Origin of the sequence: Streptomyces lydicus (assembly GCF_004125265.1) — a bacterium.
Lineage (GTDB): Bacteria > Actinomycetota > Actinomycetes > Streptomycetales > Streptomycetaceae > Streptomyces > Streptomyces lydicus_C.
On the sequence record NZ_RDTE01000003.1, the window covers coordinates 2904338 to 2922762 of the forward strand.

Genomic DNA, 18425 nt, shown 5'->3' on the forward strand with positions numbered 1-18425 from the left:
CGAGGAGCAACCATGACGACCGCGGTCGGAGAGCACGGAGTCGAATTGGAGATCGGCGGGATGACCTGCGCTTCGTGCGCCGCCCGCGTCGAGAAGAAGCTCAATCGCATGGAGGGGGTCACCGCCACGGTCAACTACGCCACCGAAAAGGCCAGGGTGACCGTCGCGCAGGGCAGCGGCGTCGAGACCGCCGACCTGATCGCCACCGTGGAGCGCACCGGCTACACCGCGGCCGTCCCGGAGCCCCCGGCGCCGGCACCGGCACCGGTCACCGCCGGACCCGCCGGTGACGAAGGCCACGGCCGGGCGGACGGGCAGACCGAGGGCCGCCGGGCCGACGACGGGCTCGCCGCGCTCCGGCAGCGCCTGCTGATCTCCCTCGCCCTCTCCGTCCCCGTGGTGCTGATGGCGATGGTGCCGATCCTGCAGTTCACCAACTGGCAGTGGCTCTCGCTGACCCTGGCCGCACCGGTGGTGGCGTACGGCGCCTGGCCGTTCCACCGGGCCGCCTGGACCAATCTGCGGCACGGCGCGGCCACGATGGACACCCTCATCTCCATGGGCACCCTGGCAGCACTGGGCTGGTCGCTCTGGGCACTGTTCTTCGGCACCGCGGGCATGCCCGGGATGACGCACCCCTTCGAGCTGACCATCGCCCGCACCGACGGCAGCGGCAGCATCTACCTGGAGGCCGCGGCCGGGGTCACCACCTTCATCCTGGCCGGGCGTTACGTCGAGGTGCGTGCGAAGCGGAAGGCGGGAGCGGCGCTGCGGGCGCTGCTGGAACTGGGCGCCAAGGACGTCACCGTGCTCCGGGACGGCCGCGAAGTCCGGATCCCCACAGCGGCGTTGCAGGCCGGCGACCGTTTCACCGTACGGCCCGGGGAGAAGATCGCCACCGACGGCACGGTGCTGGAGGGCGCCTCCGCCGTGGATGCCTCGATGCTCACCGGTGAGTCCGTCCCCGTCGAGGTGTCCCCCGGCGACCCCGTCGTCGGGGCCACCGTCAACGCGGGCGGCCGGCTGATCGTCGAGGCCACCCGGGTCGGCGCGGACACCCAGCTCGCCCGGATGGCGCGGCTGGTCGAGGACGCGCAGACCGGCAAGGCCGCGGCCCAACGGCTGGCCGACAAGATCTCCGCGGTCTTCGTCCCGGCCGTGATCGCGCTCGCCCTCGGCACCCTCGGCTGCTGGCTCGCCACCGGCGCGGGCGCGGTGGCCGCCTTCACCGCAGCCGTCGCCGTCCTGATCATCGCCTGCCCGTGCGCCCTCGGGCTGGCCACGCCCACCGCGCTGATGGTCGGCACCGGACGCGGCGCCCAACTCGGCATCCTGCTCAAGGGACCCGAGGTTCTGGAGTCGACCCGGCGGGTGGACACCGTCGTCCTGGACAAGACCGGCACGGTCACCACCGGCGCGATGACGCTCACCGGGGTGCACCTCGCCGAGGGCGTCACGGAGGCGGAGGTGCTGCGGCTGGCCGGCGCGCTGGAGCACGCCTCCGAGCACCCGGTCGCCCGGGCCGTCGCCGCCGCCGGCGCCGGGCAACGGACCGCGGCCGGCGCACCGGGCGCAGCACCGGCACCCGAGAGCGCCCTTCCCACCCCCGAGGAGTTCGTGAACGTCCCCGGCCTGGGCGTCCGGGGAGTGGTCGAGGGACACACCGTTCTGGTGGGCCGCGAGCAGCTGCTGAACCAGGCGTCCCAGTTCCTGACGCCCGGGCTGGCGGCCGCCAAGGCCGCGGCCGAGGCCGAGGGGCGTACCGCGGTCACCGTCGGCTGGGACGGCGCACCGCGCGCGGTGCTGGTGGTGTCCGACGCGGTGAAGCCCACCAGCGCCGAGGCGGTGCGCCGGCTGCGGGCGCTGGGGCTGACGCCGGTCCTGCTGACCGGCGACAACCGCGCCGTCGCGGCGGCGGTCGCCGCCGAGGTCGGGATCGACGAGGTGATCGCCGAGGTGCTGCCCGAGGACAAGGTGGCGGTCGTCGCACGGCTGCAGTCCGAGGGCCGCTCGGTCGCGATGGTCGGCGACGGCGTCAACGACGCGGCCGCGCTGGCCCGCGCCGACCTGGGACTGGCGATGGGCACCGGCACCGATGCCGCCATCGAGGCCGGTGACCTCACCCTCGTACGGGGCGATCTGCGCACCGCGGCGGACGCCATCCGGCTGGCCCGGGCGACCCTCGGCACCATCCGGACCAACCTGTTCTGGGCGTTCGGCTACAACGTCGCGGCACTGCCGCTGGCCGCCGCCGGGCTGCTCAACCCGATGATCGCCGGGGCCGCGATGGCGTTCTCCTCGGTCTTCGTCGTCGGCAACAGCCTGCGACTGCGCCGCTTCCGGGCACTGGCCGGGTAGCGGAGGGCCGGCGGACACCGGCCGGGACGGCGGGGGGGGGGCTGCCGCGGGTGCTGCCGCGCGGTGGCCCCGGGATGCCGGGACGCCAGGGAGGATCTCCGGAGGCGGATCCCCGGAGGCGGATCCCCGGAGGCGGATCTCCGGAGGCGGCCGCGGTTCTGACAAGTGTCTCCAGTTCTGGCGATGGAACATTGGCAGTTCACGCAGCCGCCGGCCGCCGGCGAGGGGTGAGACTGGTGACCTACCGCCCACCCACGTACAGGGGATTTCATGACCGGGTCACGCGTCCTGGCTCTCGGCCATTACCAGCCCTCCGGCGTGCTCACCAACGACGACCTCGCCAAGATGGTCGACACCGACGACGCCTGGATCCGCAGCCGGGTCGGCATCCGTACCCGCCATGTCGCCGCCCCGGACGAGACCGTGGACGCGATGGCGTCCGCCGCCGCGGCCAAGGCCCTGGCCGCCAGCGGCCTGGCCCCGCAGGACATCGACCTGGTGCTGGTCGCCACCTGCACGGCCACCGACCGCAGCCCGAACACCGCGGCCCGGGTCGCCGCCCGGCTCGGGCTGGACGCACCCGCCACGATGGACCTCAACGTCGTCTGCTCCGGCTTCACCCATGCGCTGGCCACCGCCGACCACGCCATCCGGGCCGGCTCCTCGACCCATGCGCTGGTCATCGGGGCGGAGAAGTTCACCGGGGTCGTGGACTGGACGGACCGCTCGACCTGTGTGCTGGTCGGCGACGGGGCGGGGGCCGCGGTGGTCAGCGCCTCGCCCGAGCCGGAGATCGGTCCCGTGCTGTGGGGCTCGGTGCCGCAGATGGGCGGAGCGGTGCGCATCGAGGGCGAGCCGGCCCGGTTCGCCCAGGAGGGCCAGACCGTCTACCGCTGGGCGACCACTCAGCTGCCCGCCATCGCCCGCACGGTGTGCGAACGCTCCGGGATCACGCCCGCCGATCTTGCCGGCGTGGTGCTGCACCAGGCCAACCTGCGGATCATCGAGCCGGTCGCGGAACGGCTCGGCGCGGTCAACGCGGTGGTCGCCAAGGACGTCGTCGACTCCGGGAACACCTCGGCGGCCTCCGTACCGCTCGCCCTGTCCAAGCTGGTCGAACGCCGTGAGATCAGCTCCGGCGCTCCGGTGCTGCTGTTCGCCTTCGGCGGCAACCTCTCGTATGCGGGACAGGTCATCCGCTGCCCCTGAGGCGGGCGCCGCCACGTCCGATTCGTTCAAGACCACGGCCCGGCGGGCACCCTACGCTCGCCGCATGACCAGCACCCCTTCCTCCAGTACCCCTTCCGCCGGCGCCCCTTCCCCCGGCGTTCCCTCCTCCCCCACACCGTCCACACCGCGGTTCGCCGCCATCGGCATCGTCGTGGCCGACATGGCCGCGGCCCTCGCCTTCTACCGCCGCCTCGGCCTGGACGTCCCCGCCGAAGCGGACCGCGCCCCGCACGCCGAGGCGCAGCTCCCGGGTGGTCTGCGGCTGATGTGGGACACCCACGCGACCGCGCGGGCCGTCGACCCGGACTGGACGCCACCGCAGGGCGGCACCCCGACGGGGCTGGCCTTCGAGTGCGCGGGCCCCGCCGGGGTCGACGCCGTCTACGCCGAACTCACCGCCGCCGGCTACACGGGCGAGAAACCGCCGTGGGACGCCTTCTGGGGCCAGCGATACGCCGTCGTACAGGACCCGGACGGCCACGGGGTCGATCTGTTCGCAGCGCTGCCGTAGGGGCCTGTCCGCCGTGGGGCACGTTCGCCCTGGGACTTTGAAGAGACTCCCTAACCGATGTCCCCGGGGTGCTCGCGCAGGTACAGCGCGCCGCAGGTGTGGCAGAAGGGTTCTCCCCTGGGCGTGCCCCAGACCTCGGCCGTCTGGGTGGCGGCGGCCGGCGCCAGCTCCCGCCCGCACATCGCGAGGGTGCCGTCCAGCCGCACCATGTGCCAGATCTTCACCGGCGTGTCCGCGTGCGGCAGGACGCCTTCCTCGTACTCGGCGCGCATCTCGTGCTCCATGGCGGTGCACCTCCTACGCCCACGATGCGCCAGCCGCCGGGCGGCCACAACGGCAAGGGGGCGCCGGGCCGACGGCCACAGGAGCCGCACGGGACGGCACCGGGCCGACGGCCGTTGGCCCCGCGCAGGACGGCACCGGACCGGCGACCGGAGGACCCGCGCAGACAGCACCAGGCCGTCCCGCCCGTCCGCCCGTCTGTCAGAACACCGACCATCCCGTCAGCGTCGTGAAGTGGTCCAGCGCCGCGGCGCCCGCCACCGAATTGCCGCGGGCGTCGAGCCCGGGGCTCCATACGCACAGCGTGCAGCGCCCCGGGATCACGGCGATGATGCCGCCGCCGACGCCGCTCTTCGCGGGCAGCCCGACGCGGTAGGCGAACTCCCCCGCCGCGTCATACGTCCCACAGGTCAGCATCACCGCATTGATCCGCTTGGCCTCGCGGGCCTCCAGCAGACGGCTGCCGTCGGCGCGCAGCCCGTGACGGGCGAGGAAACCGCCGGCGACGGCCAGATCCCGGCAGCTCATCTCGATCGAGCACTGCCAGAAGTAGTGCTCGATGACGCTGGGGACGGGGTTCTCCAGATTGCCGAAGGACGCCATGAAATGCGCCAGCGCGGCGTTGCGGTCACCGTGTTCCGCCTCGGAGTCGGCCACCGCCTGGTCGAAGGCGAGGTCCGGGTTGCCGCTCTCCTCGCGCAGGAAGTGCAGCATCGAGGTGCTGGCATCGCCGGTGAGGGTCTGCAGCCGGTCGGTGACCACCAGCGCGCCCGCGTTGATGAACGGGTTGCGCGGGATGCCGTCCTCCGCCTCCAGCTGGACCAGCGAGTTGAACGGCGTACCGGACGGCTCGCGGCCCACCCGCCTCCAGATGTCGTCGTGGCCGTCATGGCTCTGCGACATCACCAGCGCCAGCGAGAAGGCCTTGGAGATGGACTGGACGGAAAACGGGATCTCCCAGTCGCCGACGCCGTACACCTCGCCGTGGATATCCGCCACCGCGATCCCGAAACGGTCCGCCGACACCCGTTCCAGTGCCGGTATGTAGTCGGCGACCCTGCCCCGTCGCACATACGGCCTGGCGTGGGCCGCTACCTCCTCGAGAACGGCCTGGTAGTCCATGACGGACACGCTAACCCGGGGCGAGCAGCGCCCCCATCGGGGCCCCCGCCAGCGCCTTCACCTCGCGGGCGAGATGCGCCTGGTCCGCGTATCCGGCGCAGGCCGCGACCTGTGCGCGGGGCAGCCCGGAGCGCGCCAGATCGAGCGCGCGGACGAACCGGAGCACCCGGGTCAGGGTTTTGGGGCCGTACCCGAACGCGTCCAGGCTGAGGCGGTGCAGCTGGCGTTCGCTGAGCGCGACGGACCTCGCCACCTCGGCGACCGGGCGGCCGCGGGCGAGCCCCGCGGCGACGGCGGCGGTCCGGCCCCCTGCCGTGGCGGCGTCGGCCTCCTGGAGTCGGGCCCCGGCCGCCTCCTCCAGCACACGTCCGACACCGCCGACACCACCCACGTCCCCCGCGCCGCTCCCGTCCCCCGACTCCCGTGCCGCCGCCAGCCGCCCGGCGAGCTCCCGTACCCGCCCGGCGGGCCACAGGTCCGCCAACGGCACCCGGCGGTTGCGCAGTTCATGGGCCGGTACACCGAAGACGGCCGGCCCCTGCCCCGGTGCGAACCGCAGCCCCACGAACGGGGTGCCTTCCGTCCCCGCCGGGCCGGGCGCGCCCCCAGGGCCATGCGGGAGGACGCCGGGCACCACGTCTCCCGGGAAATGCGGCCCGGTGTCCGGCCCGGCCACCAGCAGCCGTCCGCCCTCGCTCCAGATCAGGTCCGTACAGCCGTCGGGCAGCACCGGCCGGGCCGAGGGCACCGCCGTGCGGGTCCACAACACCGCGCCCGCCAGCCGCGACGCCCGCTCCCGGTATCCGCCGGACACCCCGCATACGCCAGGTCCACCGGATTCGCCGGATACGCCGGATACGCCGGGTGGCTCATCCGAGTAGCGCTCTTCGCCCATATCCCCCAGCCTGACACGGGAACCCCACGGCCGTCCGCGCCGTTGATCCCTTACGACACGGACCTCACGGAGGTGGCACATGTCAGGGTTTCTCGACCGCGCGAAGGAACAGGCCCAGAGCGCACTGAACCAGGGCAAGCAGAAGGTCGACGAGGTACAGCAGAACCGCGCCGGCAACGAACTGCTGAGAAAGCTGGGCGCCGCGTACTTCGCCGAACGCCGGGGCAGCGGCTCCCCCGAGGCGACCCAGGACGCACTCAACACCCTCGAGGCGCACGTCAACGCGCACGGGGACGCGTTCCTGCACACGAGCGGGTAGCGCACATCCCATCCCCTCAGGCGGCAGGGCACGGCCCGCTCCACCGGCGCCCGGGACACCGCCGGCACCCGGGACACCAACGGCACCCGGGACAATGGGCGCTGTGACCAGCACCGCCCCCGGCCCGCTGCCGGATCCGCACGCCCTGCGCCCGTGCCTGCCCTCCCCCCTCCAGGAGATCGAGGACGAGCCGTTCGCGCGCCGCGGCGTACGGCTGCTGCTCAAGCGGGACGATCTGATCCACCCGGATCTGGCGGGCAACAAATGGCGCAAGCTGGCGCCGAACCTGCAGGCCGCGGCCGCCGCCGGTGACCGCGCGCTGCTGACCTTCGGCGGCGCGTACTCCAACCATCTGCGGGCCACCGCCGCGGCGGGCCGGCTGCTCGGCTTCGCCACCATCGGCGTGGTCCGTGGCGACGAGCTCGCCGGCGCCCCGCTCAATTGGTCACTGGCCCGCTGCGCCGCCGACGGTATGCGGCTGCACTTCCTCGACCGGGCCCGCTACCGCCGCTCCGATGACCCGGATGTGCTCGCCGCTCTGCACGACCGCTTCGGCGCGTTCCGCGTCATACCCGAGGGCGGCAGCAACCCCCTTGCCGCACAAGGCTGTACGGAGCTGGGCCGGGAGCTGCAGGGCGCCGCCGACACCGTCGCGGTGGCCTGCGGAACGGGCGGCACCCTGGCCGGGCTCGCCGCGGGGCTGGCGCCGGGGCAGCGCGCCCTGGGGATCCCCGTACTCAAGGGCGGCGACCCGCACTTCCTCCAGGAGACGGTCGGGGAACTGCAGCGCGCGGCGTTCGGCGGACCGCGCGGCGACTGGCGGCTGGACGGCCGCTTCCACTGCGGCGGCTACGCCCGCCGCACCCCGGAACTGGACGCGTTCGCGGACGCCTTCGAGGACCGGCACCAACTGCCCCTGGAGCGGATCTACGTCGCCAAGCTGCTGTACGGGCTGACGACACTGGCCGGGGAGGGCGCCTTCTCCCCCGGCAGCACGGTGGCCGCAGTGATCACCGGCACGCCCTGAACCTCACGAGCGCCGCGGGCCGCGGCAGCAGGTCCACCGGCCGCGGGAGGGCCCCGATCCCCACCCCATCCCCCGCCTACGAGGCCTCCTCCCGGTAGGCCGCCGCCTCCTCCAGGTCCAGCCTGCGCAGCAGCGTCCGCAGCATCTCGTCGTCGATCCGGCCGCCGTCCCGCAGCTGGACGAACACCCGCCGCTCGGCCTCGATCATCTCGCGGGCCAGCCGCCGGTAGGTCTGGTCGGCGGACTCCCCGGTCACCTCGTTGACCGCACCCAGCCGCTCCCACACCGAGTTGCGGCGCCGCTCCATGATCGTGCGCAGCCGGTCGGCGAGCGGCCCCGGCAGGGCGTTGCGCTCGTCCCGCAGCAGCTCCTCCAGGCGCTCCTCGGCGGCCCGCGAGGCCTCGTTCTGCGCCTGCGCCTCGGCAAGCGTCTCCCGCTGGGGGTCCGGCCCCGGCAGCTTCAGCGCACGGATCAGCGGGGGCAGCGTCAGGCCCTGGACGACCAGGGTGGCGATGACGGTGGTGAAGGTCAGGAAGAGCACGAGGTTGCGGGCCGGGAAGGCGCCGCCGCCGGGCACGGTGGCGGGGAGGGAGAACGCGATGGCCAGCGACACCACACCGCGCATCCCGGCCCAGCCGACCACGACCGGCGACTTCCAGTTGGTGTCCGGCTCCCGGGCCCGGATCCGGGCCGACAGGGCGCGCGGCAGATAGGTCCCGGGAAAGACCCACACGAAACGTGCCACGACCACGACGAGGAACATCACGGCCGCGTACCAGAGGGCCTGCGCCGCGCCGAACTCCCCCAGCCCGCGCAGCACGACCCGCAGCTGCAGCCCGATCAGCGCGAAGACGGCGGACTCCAGGACGAAGGAGACCACCTTCCACACGGCGGCCTCCTGGAGCCGGGTCTCGAAGTCGACCTGCCAGGAGCGGTGCCCCAGGTAGAGGCCGACCACGACGACGGCGAGCACCCCGGAGGCGTGCAGCTGCTCGGCCGCCGCGTAGGCGACGAACGGGATGAGCAGCGAGAGGGTGTTCTCCAGCAGCGCCGACTCGCGCAGCCGGACGCGCAGCCAGTGCAGCGGCACCATCAGGACGACACCGATACCGATGCCGCCCAGTGAGGCGACGGCGAATTCCCTGATCCCGTCGCCCCAGGTGGCGCCGGCCCCGAGGGCCGCGGCCAGCAGCACCTTGTAGGCGGTGATCGCGGTGGCGTCGTTGAACAGCGATTCGCCCTGCAGGATGGTGGTGATCCGGTGCGGCAGCCCGAGCCTGCGGGCGATGGCGGTGGCCGCGACGGCGTCCGGCGGGGCGACGACCGCCCCCAGCACGAGCGCGGCGGTCAGCGGCAGCCCCGGGATGACGAGGTAGGCCACACCGCCGACCGCCAGGGTCGCGAACAGGACATAGCCGACCGACAGCAGCGCCACCGGCCGCAGATTGGCCCGCAGATCCAGGTACGAACTGTCCAGCGCCGCGGTGTGCAGCAGCGGGGGCAGCACCAGCGGCAGCACGATGTGCGGATCGAGGGTGTAGTCCGGGATGCCCGGGATGTAGGACGCCGCGAGTCCCGCGGTGACCAGCAGCAGCGGCGCGGGAACAGGGGTACGGCGCGCCAGCCCGGCGACCGCCGCGCTCCCGGCGACCAGCAAAAACAGCGGCATCACTGTCATCGGACCCGTCCCGTCCCCGAACCCTTCGCCACCCGTCCCGGCGATCTAACCTGGCCATCATGAGCGAGTGCACGCATGTTCCCGAACTGCCGCGCCCCGGACCGTCCGCGCTGAGCGCCACCTGCCTGGAGTGCCTGGCCGCCGGCAGCCATCCCGTACAGCTGCGGAAGTGCCTGGTCTGCGGCCATGTCGGCTGCTGCGATTCGTCGCCGTACCGGCACGCCACCCGGCACTTCGAGGAGACCGGTCACCCCGTGATGCGGACGCTCGAACCGGGCGAGTCCTGGCGCTGGTGCTTCGCCGACCAGCAGTTGGTGTGAAGCGTCCGCGGCCGCCCGTTTAGCCTTCACCCATGATCCGCGCAGCGACCCCCGACGACGTCCCCGTCATCCTGGCCATGATCGGCGAGCTGGCGGCGTACGAGCGCGAGCCCGAGGCCGCGCAGGCCACCGCGCCGCAGCTGAAGGAGGCCCTGTTCGGTCCGCAGCCGGCCGTCTTCGCGCTGATCGCGGAGGACGGCGGCGCCCCGGTCGGCTTCGCCCTGTGGTTCCGGAACTTCTCGACGTGGACGGGCACGCACGGTGTCTACCTGGAGGACCTGTACGTCCGCCCCGAGGCGCGCGGCGACGGCCACGGCAAGGCGCTGCTCGCGGCCCTCGCGGAGATCTGTGTGGCCCGTGGATACGAGCGTTTCGAGTGGTCAGTCCTGGATTGGAATGAACCGTCCATCGGTTTTTACCGGTCGATCGGTGCTCAGCCCATGGACGAATGGACGGTCTTCCGGCTCACTGGAGAGGCACTGCACAACCTTGCGGGCACCTCGCGTGTCAACGGAGCGTAATCGGCATCGATTTGACAGTGCACACCCCTAGCCACTGTCCGTACCCGTGGCTTTACAATCAGTGACAGTGAGGGCGCCGGGCGGACCGGGGCCGGATCGCGCCGGACGACAGCCGCGCACCTTCCGGGCGACACCGGCCCGCGGATCGCGATAGCGTCACAGCCGAACCATGTGTCGCGCCGGATCGTTCTCCTTTCACCCGAAGGGAGAAAGGCCCGGCAGGAAATATCCCGAACAACGCGAATATCGCGCATTTCCAGCTCAACCAGCTTGTGCCACCTTGGAGGTGAGGGTGTCCCAGATCGCAGGCGAGCCCGGGACTCAGGACTTCGTGGAAGTCCGTCTGCCCGCTGCGGGTGCCTACCTGTCCGTGCTGCGTACGGCCACGGCCGGACTCGCAGCCCGCTTGGACTTCACCCTCGACGAGATCGAGGATCTGCGCATCGCGGTCGACGAGGCGTGCGCGATCCTGCTGCAACAGGCCGTCCCCGGCAGTGTGCTGAGCTGCGTCTTCCGCCTCATCGACGACGCACTGCAGGTGACCGTGTCGGCCCCGACAACCGACGGCCGCGCCCCCGAGCGCGACACGTTCGCCTGGACGGTGCTCTCCGCACTGGCCGGCAAGGTCGATTCCACGGTCGCCGAGGACCGCACGGTCACCATCAGTCTGTACAAGGAGCGCGGCGCCGGTCCCGGACCGTCATGACCGAACAGGGGGCCCCGTGAAAGATCTCGAACGCGGTGGGCGGATGGCGGCCGGTGCGACCATCCCCGAGCAGCAGGCCCGGCCGCATCCGGTGGGAGTGGACGACCACGGCGGCCGGTTGGACGCGGCGGAGCAGGCAGAGCGGGCGGACCACATGGAGCAGAGCGAGCAGCCGGGGCAGCAGGCGCATCAGCACGATGCACCGGCCCCCGAACACCAGCTGCAGGATCACCAGCATGCGCAGGAGCCGCACGACCGCAGCGGCGCCCGTGCGCTGTTCTACGAGCTGCGCACGCTGCCCGACGGCTCCCCGGAGCGCGCCGAGCTGCGCAACACCCTCGTGCGGATGCACCTCCCGCTCGTCGAGCATCTGGCCCGGCGCTTCCGCAACCGCGGCGAGCCGCTGGACGATCTGACCCAGGTCGCCACCATCGGTCTGATCAAGTCCGTGGACCGCTTCGACCCGGAGCGCGGCGTGGAGTTCTCCACGTACGCCACCCCCACCGTCGTCGGCGAGATCAAACGGCACTTCCGCGACAAGGGCTGGGCGGTCCGCGTCCCGCGCCGCCTCCAGGAGCTGCGGCTGTCGCTGACCACCGCGACCGCCGAGCTGTCCCAGCGGCACGGCCGTGCACCCACGGTCCACGAGCTCGCCGAGCATCTGGCGATCTCCGAGGAGGAGGTCCTGGAGGGTCTGGAGTCGGCCAACGCCTACAGCACACTCTCCCTGGACGTCCCGGACACCGACGACGAGTCCCCGGCCGTCGCCGACACCCTCGGCGCGGAGGACGAGGCGCTGGAGGGCGTGGAGTACCGCGAATCCCTCAAGCCGCTGCTGGAGGACCTGCCCCCGCGCGAGAAGAAGATCCTGCTGCTGCGCTTCTTCGGCAATATGACCCAGTCGCAGATCGCCCAGGAGGTCGGCATCTCCCAGATGCACGTCTCCCGCCTTCTGGCCCGCACCCTCGCCCAGCTGCGCGACAAGCTGCTCGTCGAGGAGTGAACGGGCACTGAGGAGGACTGAGCGGACCGGGCGGGGCTCTCACGGGCTCCGCCCCTCGCATGTCCGGCGCCGGTCCCTCCCGCCGGGCCCCGGACTCTCGTGTCAGGCCGGCTGACCCTCGCGTCAGGCCCGGTGCTTCCCGTCAGGACCGGTGACCCTCACGCCAGGACCGGTTCTCTCCCGTCAGGCGGGCCCGTCCGGACGGGCCCGCCCACGGGAAGGCCCTCAGGGCGTCTCCCGAGGCCCGATGCCCAGCGCCTCGGTGGCCGTCGGATTGACCAGCAGGACGAGCACCACCACCGCGGCCACGGCCAGTCCGATACCGGCCGCGATCAGCGCGCCGCCGCCGTGGACCAGCGTCCAGGCCACCGGCAGCGCCACGAGCTGGGTGATCAACGAGGGCCCCCGGCTCCAGCGGCGGCGCAGCCACAGCCCCCGCGCGGCCACCAGCGGCAGCACCGCGAGCGCCAGCACCGTCAGCCCGCCCATTTCCGCCTGCTGCGGACTGTCCGGCGAACCGGCGAGACCCATGAACAGCATGTACCCGCCGAGGACCGCCAGGGCGAGCCCTTCGACCGCGGTGAGCGCCGCCGCGGCGCTCAGCCGGGCGGGCCGCGGGCCGGTCGGCTCGGGCGCGGTGGGGGCGCCGGCGGCTCGGGACACGGACTGTTTCTGCTGACTGCTCACCCCAGCAGGGTAGCGCCGGCGCCCCGGCCGCCGGGGCGGCCCCGGAGCCGGACGGGACGCATGGCCGGTACCAGCAGGTAGGTACGCTGCTCCATATGCGCGCACTTCTCGTGGTCAATCCGGCAGCAACCACCACCAGTGCCCGCACCCGCGAAGTGCTCACCCACGCGCTCGCCAGCGACCTCAAGCTGGAGGTCGCGCAGACGCAGTACCGCGGGCATGCCCGTGATCTCGCCCGGCAGGCCACCGAGAGCGGGGAGACCGACCTGGTGGTGGCGCTCGGCGGCGACGGCACAGTCAACGAGGTCGTCAACGGCCTGCTGGCCAACGGCCCCGATCCGGACTCCCATCCCCGGCTGGCCGTCGTCCCCGGCGGCTCCACCAATGTCTTCGCCCGCGCGCTGGGCCTGCCCAATGACGTCGTGGAGGCGACCGGCGCCCTGCTGGACGCGCTGCGCGACGGCACCGAGCGCACCATCGGCCTGGGGCTGGCCGCGGGCACCCCGGGGACCGAGGACGAGGGCGTGCCGGAGCGCTGGTTCACCTTCTGCGCCGGCTTCGGTTTCGACGCCGGCGTCGTCGGCCGGGTCGAGCAGCAGCGCGAACGCGGCAAGCGTTCGACCCACGCCCTGTACGTGCGACAGGTCGTACGGCAGTTCCTGGGCGAGGCGAACCGCCGGCGGGGCATCATCACGCTCGAACGCCCTGGCGGCACCGAGGGCCCCGCGGAGCGCGACGAGAACCTGGCGCTGGCCATAATCTGCAACACCGCTCCGTGGTCCTACCTGGGCAATCGGCCGATCTACCCGTCCCCGGACGCCTCGTTCGACACGGGCCTGGACCTGTTCGCACTGAGCAAGCTCTCCCCGCCCGCTGTGACCCGGTATGTCACCCAGCTGCTGACGTCAACGCCCGAGCGCGGCCCCCGGGGCAAGCACGCACTCTCACTTCACGACCTCACGAACTTCACCTTGCATTCGCCGGTCCCCCTGCCGTTCCAGATGGACGGTGACCACCTGGGGCTGCGTACGAGTGTGACGTTCACAGGCGTACGCCGTGCACTGCGTGTGATTGTGTGAGCAGTAGAGCCTAAAGTCCTTTCACTCGAACGTTTAGACTGGTTTCCACCCCCTGGAATGACGGCTGTGAGCTAGGCGACACCAAGGAATCAAAAAAAAGTTTCCGGAAGGGGTTGTATCCGCAGCCGAGGTTTGCGAGTCTCTTCATGGCGATCGGGACGGCCGCTTTACCGGCCCCCTTGAGAGCCCGAATCCCCCTCCTCATTCCACAGGACCGCACCAGTTCGCAACTGGAGTTCGGCCCTTTGCTTGCGGAGGGATTCGTGAAAGCGTTCACATTCACAAGCAACGATCCCGTCACACGAGGAGATGGAGCAGCCATGGACTGGCGTCACCGCGCCGTTTGCCGCGAAGAAGACCCCGAGCTCTTCTTCCCCATCGGCAACACCGGTCCTGCGCTCCTGCAGATCGAGGAAGCCAAGGCCGTCTGCCGCCGCTGCCCCGTCATGGAGCAGTGCCTGCAGTGGGCGCTCGAGTCCGGCCAGGACTCCGGCGTCTGGGGTGGTCTGAGCGAGGACGAGCGCCGCGCGATGAAGCGCCGTGCCGCTCGTAACCGGGCGCGCAACGCCAGCGCCTGAGCCAGTAGCCCCGTGGCCCCCGAGCCGCAGCGCGCAGTACCCCCGATGCACCTCCGGAGCTCACCGGCCCGGTCGTAATCGCATCGCAATAGCTTTGAGCCCCGGACCGGATGGGTCCGGGGCTTGCTGCTGTCCGGAGCCGGGCGGCGGCCGGCGAACGCGTCGGCCGCCGCCCGTTCTCAGTGCTGCTTCTCGGCGCGTACCGGCACGTCGAGGATGACCTGGGTACCGCGCTCGGGTGCCCGCACCATGTCGAACTTTCCGCCCAACTCCCCTTCCACCAGGGTCCGTACGATCTGCAGCCCCAGGTTTCCGGCGCGATGCGGATCAAAGCCCTCGGGCAGGCCGCGGCCGTTGTCCTGGACGGTGACCAGCAGCCGCGGCTCGGTGCGGCTGCCGCCGCGCACCGCGCCGACCTCGACCGTGCCGTGCTCCGCCTGGTCGAAGGCGTGCTCCAGGGCGTTCTGCAGCACCTCGGTGAGCACCATCGACAGCGGGGTGGCCACCTCGGCGTCCAGGATGCCGAAGCGGCCGGTGCGGCGGGTGGTCACCTTGCCCGGGGAGATCTCCGCGACCATGGCCAGCACCCGGTCCGCGATCTCGTCGAACTCGACCCGTTCGTCGAGGGTCTGGGACAGCGTCTCGTGCACGATCGCGATCGAACCGACCCTGCGCACGGCCTCGTTGAGGGCGTCGCGGCCCTGTGCGGAATCCATCCGGCGGGACTGCAACCGCAGCAGTGCGGCGACCGTCTGCAAATTGTTCTTCACCCGGTGGTGGATTTCCCGGATGGTGGCGTCCTTGGTGATCAGTTCCCGTTCGCGACGTCTCAGTTCGGTCACATCACGCAGCAAAACCAGTGAACCACTGTGCGTTCCCTTGGGTTTGAGCGGAATAGCGCGCAATTGAATGACGCCTTCGTCACCTTCGACCTCGAATTCCCTGGGGGCCCAGCCGCTGGCGAGCTTGACCAGCGCCTCGTCCACCGGGCCGCGGGCGGGCGCCAGTTCGGCGGTGGCCTGGCCGAGGTGGTGGCCCACGAGGTCGGCGGCGAGGCCGAGCCGGTGGTAGGCGGAGAGCGCATTGGGGCTGGCGTACTGGACGATGCCGTCCGCGTCGAGCCGGATCAGTCCGTCGCCGGCCCGCGGCGAGGCGTCCATGTCGACCTGCTGGCCGGGGAAGGGGAACGTTCCGGCAGCGATCATCTGGGCGAGGTCGGAGGCGCTCTGCAGGTAGGTGAGCTCCAGCCGGCTGGGGGTGCGCACGGTCAGCAGATTGGTGTTGCGGGCGATCACACCGAGCACCCGGCCCTCGCGGCGCACCGGGATGGACTCGACGCGTACCGGCACCTCCTCGCGCCACTCCGGGTCGCCCTCCCGCACGATCCTGCCCTCGTCCAGGGCGGAATCGAGCATGGGGCGGCGGCCACGGGGAACGAGGTGGCCGACCATGTCGTCCTGGTAGGAGGTGGGGCCCGTATTGGGCCGCATCTGGGCGACCGATACGTAGCGGGTGCCGTCGAGGGTGGGAACCCACAGCACGAGATCGGCGAAGGAGAGGTCGGAGAGCAGCTGCCACTCCGAGACCAGCAGATGGAGCCACTCGAGGTCGGTGTCGCTCAGAGCGGTGTGCTGGCGTACGAGATCGTTCATGGAGGGCACGTCTTGGAGCCTACCGGCGTACGGTGTACCTGTTGTCTCTGCACGGCCATGGACAAGTGAGAATGGTCTAGTCCAGAATTCAGCAAAAGGCCTCCGCTCTCCCCGCACAGGAGGGCGGAACGAGGCCGAAGCGCTCTCTGCCCTGACTGCGCCGAGGCCTCCGATCGACCGGTCCCTGGACGGGGCCGTGCCCCTACCGCACACAGGGGCGCCTTCCGCCCGCAAGGCGGGACCGGCCGATGTCAGCTCCGGGCTGCGGTGCCGGACAGGTTGAGGGTCCTGTCCCGGCGCCGCGGCCCGCGGGTGTTTCCGGGGGCTTGCCGGTGCGGTGCCGCACCGCCTTCGCCCCTCGCCCCCTCGCCCCTCACTCCCGGCCCCGCCTGCAACGCCGGCTCGGCGATCGCTTCCAGCTCCGTGCGCTCCGCGCCGTCCCTCGCCCGCCGGGGGCCTGCCCTGGTTCACCGCGCCGACGCAGGCGGGCGGCACGTCCGCATCGAAGCGACGGGAGGGGCGCTGCTCTGACGACAGCCAACGGCATCCGACGGCATCTCAAGGCACCTGAAGGCGTCCGCCGACCATGAAGGGCAGGTGGCCGACGCGTCATCACCCCGACGGGAAAATGTGCCCCTTTGTTCGGAAGCGCCGCCGGATCCGGAGGCCCCCACTCTGCTAGATTGGTCTATACCACATGGAACATTCTCCAGAACGGCAGGCCAAGCGTGGAAGTTGTCATCGTTCCGGACGCCACGGCAGGCGGCGAGCTGATCGCGGGGGCCCTCGCCGCCCTGCTGCGCCGCAAGCCCGACGCGCTGCTCGGTGTGGCCACCGGCTCTACCCCGTTGCCCATTTACCAGGCACTGGCGGCGAAGGTCCGGGCCGGCGCGGTGGACGCGTCCCTGGCACGTATCTGCCAGCTCGACGAATATGTCGGCCTGCCGGCCGGGCATCCCGAGTCCTACCGTTCGGTGGTCCTGCGCGAGGTGGTCCGGCCGCTCGGCCTCGGCCAGGACTCGTTCATGGGGCCCGACGGGTCGGCCGAGGATGTCCAGGCCGCCTGCGAGGCCTACGACCGTGCGCTGCGTGAGGCCGGCGGGGTGGACCTCCAGTTGCTCGGTATCGGCACGGACGGGCACATCGGCTTCAACGAGCCGTGTTCGTCGCTCGCTTCGCGCACCCGTATCAAGACGCTGACCCAGCAGACCCGGGCGGACAATGCCCGGTTCTTCGACAGCCCCGACGAGGTACCCCACCACGTCATCACCCAGGGCATCGGCACCATCCTGGAGGCCCGCCATCTGGTGCTGCTCGCCACCGGCGAGGGCAAGGCCGACGCCGTGGCCCGTGCCGTCGAGGGCCCGGTCGCCGCGCTGGTCCCGGCTTCGGCGCTGCAGCTCCACCCGCACGCCACGGTCGTCGTGGACGAGGCCGCGGCCGCCAAGCTGAAGCTCGCCGACTACTTCCGCGCCACCTACGCGGCGAAGCCGGAATGGCAGGGCCTTTAGAACCTGCGCAGATAGGTGGCTGGTCATGGTCGGCGGCGGGTCGTGTATCCCAGCGGTGGGTGGTCCAGGCACGGCGGATCAGGCTACGGATGGTGATGATCGTGTCGGCGAGGTCGAAGAAGGCTTCGACGACGTTGATCCGCCGTTCGTAGCACCGCGCGAGCCGGTGGAAGGCGTTCTGCCAGGCGTGGGTGCGCTCGACATGCCACCGTTGAGTGGCCTGGACCGGTGCCTTGGTTCCCTTGTGGGCGATCCGGCCACGCAGACCTCGCTCGCCGAGCAGGGCGCGCGACTTGGCCGAGTCATAGCCCGCGTCGAGGTGCACGGTGATCTCGTCGGGCAGTGGACCAAGTTCGCCCAGGAGATCGAGAGTTGGAGCCAGGAGCGGTGAGTCGTGCCGGTTGGCGCCGGCCAGGACCCGGCCGAGTGGGGTGCCGTAGCCGTCGGTCATACCCGAACGTTTCATGCCCAGCTTGCCCCGGTCGACCGGCGAACGTCCGGCCACTTCACCCCCGCCGGGAGCCTTGGTGATGGCCCCGTCCACGGCTATCTGGTCGAGGACGAGACCGACGATACGGTCGTAGGCCTCGAGTGCGATCTGTTTCAGCCGGGTGAACAGCCCGAGCTGAATCCACTCGTCGCGTCGGTTGCGGATCGTGGTGGCCGAGCAGGTGGAGTCCGCGATCGCCTTGTACGAGCAGCCGAACCGAAGGATCTGCAGCAACTTGTCGAAGACGATCCGGTCGCTGATTCGGCGTCGGTGGCAGCCCAGCGGGTGGGCCGGATCGAACGTTGGCCGCTGTGGCAGCAGGGCGGCGAATTGGTCCCAGAGCGGTTCGGTCAGCCATGGTGGCAGCACAGGCACAGGTCCCCCGGTGATCACAGAGCGTCGCAACTCCATGATCACGGAACCTGTGCCTGTCCCGTCTGCCAACTGTGCCCGGCC

The 18425-nt window shown here is 71.5% G+C and carries 18 protein-coding genes and 1 pseudogene; 12 read left to right on the forward strand and 7 right to left on the reverse strand.

Features of this window, described 5'->3' with window-relative positions:
- The first annotated feature begins 12 nt into the window (after positions 1 to 12).
- The 3 genes from D9V36_RS15140 to D9V36_RS15150 all read left to right on the forward strand — a co-directional run bounded on the left by D9V36_RS15140 (position 13) and on the right by D9V36_RS15150 (position 4099).
- Entirely contained in the window at positions 13 to 2358 is a 2346-nt protein-coding gene (locus tag D9V36_RS15140) for a heavy metal translocating P-type ATPase (protein ID WP_129294239.1), read from the forward strand.
- Positions 2359 to 2628: 270 nt separating this feature from the next.
- Complete coding sequence (locus D9V36_RS15145; protein ID WP_129294240.1) at positions 2629 to 3567, forward strand: beta-ketoacyl-ACP synthase III; 939 nt, start codon at positions 2629 to 2631, stop codon at positions 3565 to 3567.
- 64 nt (positions 3568 to 3631) lie between these two features.
- Positions 3632 to 4099: a VOC family protein gene (locus D9V36_RS15150; RefSeq protein WP_129294241.1), complete on the forward strand. Its 468-nt coding sequence runs from the start codon at positions 3632 to 3634 to the stop codon at positions 4097 to 4099.
- Between the two features lie 50 nt (positions 4100 to 4149).
- Here D9V36_RS15150 and D9V36_RS15155 read toward each other — a convergent pair whose 3' ends face one another.
- The 3 genes from D9V36_RS15155 to D9V36_RS15165 form a co-directional block, all read right to left on the reverse strand.
- Positions 4150 to 4383 (reverse strand): hypothetical protein, encoded by a 234-nt coding sequence (locus D9V36_RS15155; RefSeq protein ID WP_129294242.1) that lies wholly within the window; start codon positions 4381 to 4383, stop codon positions 4150 to 4152.
- Positions 4384 to 4582: 199 nt separating this feature from the next.
- The gene (locus D9V36_RS15160; protein ID WP_129294243.1) at positions 4583 to 5503 is read right to left on the reverse strand and encodes a glutaminase; all 921 of its coding nucleotides are present in this window, start codon (positions 5501 to 5503) and stop codon (positions 4583 to 4585) included.
- A gap of 10 nt (positions 5504 to 5513) precedes the next feature.
- A complete protein-coding gene (locus D9V36_RS15165) occupies positions 5514 to 6317 on the reverse strand; it encodes a helix-turn-helix transcriptional regulator (RefSeq protein ID WP_241720879.1) in 804 nt (267 codons plus the stop codon).
- A gap of 160 nt (positions 6318 to 6477) precedes the next feature.
- Here D9V36_RS15165 and D9V36_RS15170 point away from each other — a divergent pair, with 160 nt between their 5' ends.
- The gene (locus D9V36_RS15170; protein ID WP_088799906.1) at positions 6478 to 6717 is read left to right on the forward strand and encodes a hypothetical protein; all 240 of its coding nucleotides are present in this window, start codon (positions 6478 to 6480) and stop codon (positions 6715 to 6717) included.
- A gap of 94 nt (positions 6718 to 6811) precedes the next feature.
- Entirely contained in the window at positions 6812 to 7744 is a 933-nt protein-coding gene (locus D9V36_RS15175; RefSeq protein ID WP_129294245.1) for a 1-aminocyclopropane-1-carboxylate deaminase/D-cysteine desulfhydrase, read from the forward strand.
- 76 nt (positions 7745 to 7820) lie between these two features.
- On the opposite strand, the gene D9V36_RS15180 is transcribed toward D9V36_RS15175, so the two are convergent.
- The gene (locus D9V36_RS15180; RefSeq protein ID WP_129294246.1) at positions 7821 to 9422 is read right to left on the reverse strand and encodes a Na+/H+ antiporter; all 1602 of its coding nucleotides are present in this window, start codon (positions 9420 to 9422) and stop codon (positions 7821 to 7823) included.
- 59 nt (positions 9423 to 9481) lie between these two features.
- Here D9V36_RS15180 and D9V36_RS15185 point away from each other — a divergent pair, with 59 nt between their 5' ends.
- The 4 genes from D9V36_RS15185 (at position 9482) to D9V36_RS15200 (ending at position 11972) form a co-directional block, all read left to right on the forward strand.
- A complete protein-coding gene (locus tag D9V36_RS15185) occupies positions 9482 to 9742 on the forward strand; it encodes a UBP-type zinc finger domain-containing protein (RefSeq protein ID WP_129294247.1) in 261 nt (86 codons plus the stop codon).
- 32 nt (positions 9743 to 9774) lie between these two features.
- Positions 9775 to 10263, forward strand: coding sequence for a GNAT family N-acetyltransferase (locus D9V36_RS15190; RefSeq protein WP_129294248.1), 489 nt, complete (start codon positions 9775 to 9777; stop codon positions 10261 to 10263).
- 292 nt (positions 10264 to 10555) lie between these two features.
- Complete coding sequence (locus D9V36_RS15195) at positions 10556 to 10969, forward strand: anti-sigma factor (protein WP_003985353.1); 414 nt, start codon at positions 10556 to 10558, stop codon at positions 10967 to 10969.
- A gap of 43 nt (positions 10970 to 11012) precedes the next feature.
- Complete coding sequence (locus tag D9V36_RS15200) at positions 11013 to 11972, forward strand: RNA polymerase sigma factor SigF (RefSeq protein ID WP_129298424.1); 960 nt, start codon at positions 11013 to 11015, stop codon at positions 11970 to 11972.
- A gap of 225 nt (positions 11973 to 12197) precedes the next feature.
- On the opposite strand, the gene D9V36_RS15205 is transcribed toward D9V36_RS15200, so the two are convergent.
- A complete protein-coding gene (locus tag D9V36_RS15205) occupies positions 12198 to 12659 on the reverse strand; it encodes a hypothetical protein (protein WP_129294249.1) in 462 nt (153 codons plus the stop codon).
- 95 nt (positions 12660 to 12754) lie between these two features.
- Here D9V36_RS15205 and D9V36_RS15210 point away from each other — a divergent pair, with 95 nt between their 5' ends.
- Both D9V36_RS15210 and D9V36_RS15215 read left to right on the forward strand, forming a co-directional pair.
- On the forward strand, positions 12755 to 13738 hold the full coding sequence (locus D9V36_RS15210; protein ID WP_129294250.1) for a diacylglycerol/lipid kinase family protein: 984 nt from the start codon (positions 12755 to 12757) through the stop codon (positions 13736 to 13738).
- A 320-nt stretch (positions 13739 to 14058) separates the two neighbouring features.
- On the forward strand, positions 14059 to 14316 hold the full coding sequence (locus D9V36_RS15215) for a WhiB family transcriptional regulator (protein WP_003983230.1): 258 nt from the start codon (positions 14059 to 14061) through the stop codon (positions 14314 to 14316).
- A gap of 179 nt (positions 14317 to 14495) precedes the next feature.
- Here D9V36_RS15215 and D9V36_RS15220 read toward each other — a convergent pair whose 3' ends face one another.
- Complete coding sequence (locus D9V36_RS15220) at positions 14496 to 15968, reverse strand: sensor histidine kinase (protein WP_129298425.1); 1473 nt, start codon at positions 15966 to 15968, stop codon at positions 14496 to 14498.
- 728 nt (positions 15969 to 16696) lie between these two features.
- Here D9V36_RS15220 and nagB point away from each other — a divergent pair.
- Positions 16697 to 17479: a glucosamine-6-phosphate deaminase gene (gene nagB / locus D9V36_RS15225; RefSeq protein WP_129298426.1), complete on the forward strand. Its 783-nt coding sequence runs from the start codon at positions 16697 to 16699 to the stop codon at positions 17477 to 17479.
- 37 nt (positions 17480 to 17516) lie between these two features.
- On the opposite strand, the pseudogene D9V36_RS15230 reads toward nagB, so the two are convergent.
- A pseudogene (locus D9V36_RS15230) lies at positions 17517 to 18344 on the reverse strand (IS5 family transposase); the annotation flags it as partial.
- Between the last annotated feature and the right edge of the window lie 81 nt (positions 18345 to 18425).

Coding starts and splice junctions, on each gene's coding strand:
- D9V36_RS15210 (WP_129294250.1), top strand. CDS start 12,755: ATGCGCGCACTTCTCGTGGTCAATCCGGCAGCAACCACCACCAGTGCC.
- D9V36_RS15215 (WP_003983230.1), top strand. CDS start 14,059: ATGGACTGGCGTCACCGCGCCGTTTGCCGCGAAGAAGACCCCGAGCTC.
- D9V36_RS15160 (WP_129294243.1), bottom strand. CDS start 5,503: ATGGACTACCAGGCCGTTCTCGAGGAGGTAGCGGCCCACGCCAGGCCG.
- D9V36_RS15175 (WP_129294245.1), top strand. CDS start 6,812: ATGGGCGCTGTGACCAGCACCGCCCCCGGCCCGCTGCCGGATCCGCAC.
- D9V36_RS15185 (WP_129294247.1), top strand. CDS start 9,482: ATGAGCGAGTGCACGCATGTTCCCGAACTGCCGCGCCCCGGACCGTCC.
- D9V36_RS15140 (WP_129294239.1), top strand. CDS start 13: ATGACGACCGCGGTCGGAGAGCACGGAGTCGAATTGGAGATCGGCGGG.
- D9V36_RS15150 (WP_129294241.1), top strand. CDS start 3,632: ATGACCAGCACCCCTTCCTCCAGTACCCCTTCCGCCGGCGCCCCTTCC.
- D9V36_RS15200 (WP_129298424.1), top strand. CDS start 11,013: ATGGCGGCCGGTGCGACCATCCCCGAGCAGCAGGCCCGGCCGCATCCG.
- D9V36_RS15155 (WP_129294242.1), bottom strand. CDS start 4,383: ATGGAGCACGAGATGCGCGCCGAGTACGAGGAAGGCGTCCTGCCGCAC.
- D9V36_RS15220 (WP_129298425.1), bottom strand. CDS start 15,968: ATGAACGATCTCGTACGCCAGCACACCGCTCTGAGCGACACCGACCTC.
- D9V36_RS15180 (WP_129294246.1), bottom strand. CDS start 9,422: ATGACAGTGATGCCGCTGTTTTTGCTGGTCGCCGGGAGCGCGGCGGTC.
- D9V36_RS15145 (WP_129294240.1), top strand. CDS start 2,629: ATGACCGGGTCACGCGTCCTGGCTCTCGGCCATTACCAGCCCTCCGGC.
- D9V36_RS15170 (WP_088799906.1), top strand. CDS start 6,478: ATGTCAGGGTTTCTCGACCGCGCGAAGGAACAGGCCCAGAGCGCACTG.
- D9V36_RS15190 (WP_129294248.1), top strand. CDS start 9,775: ATGATCCGCGCAGCGACCCCCGACGACGTCCCCGTCATCCTGGCCATG.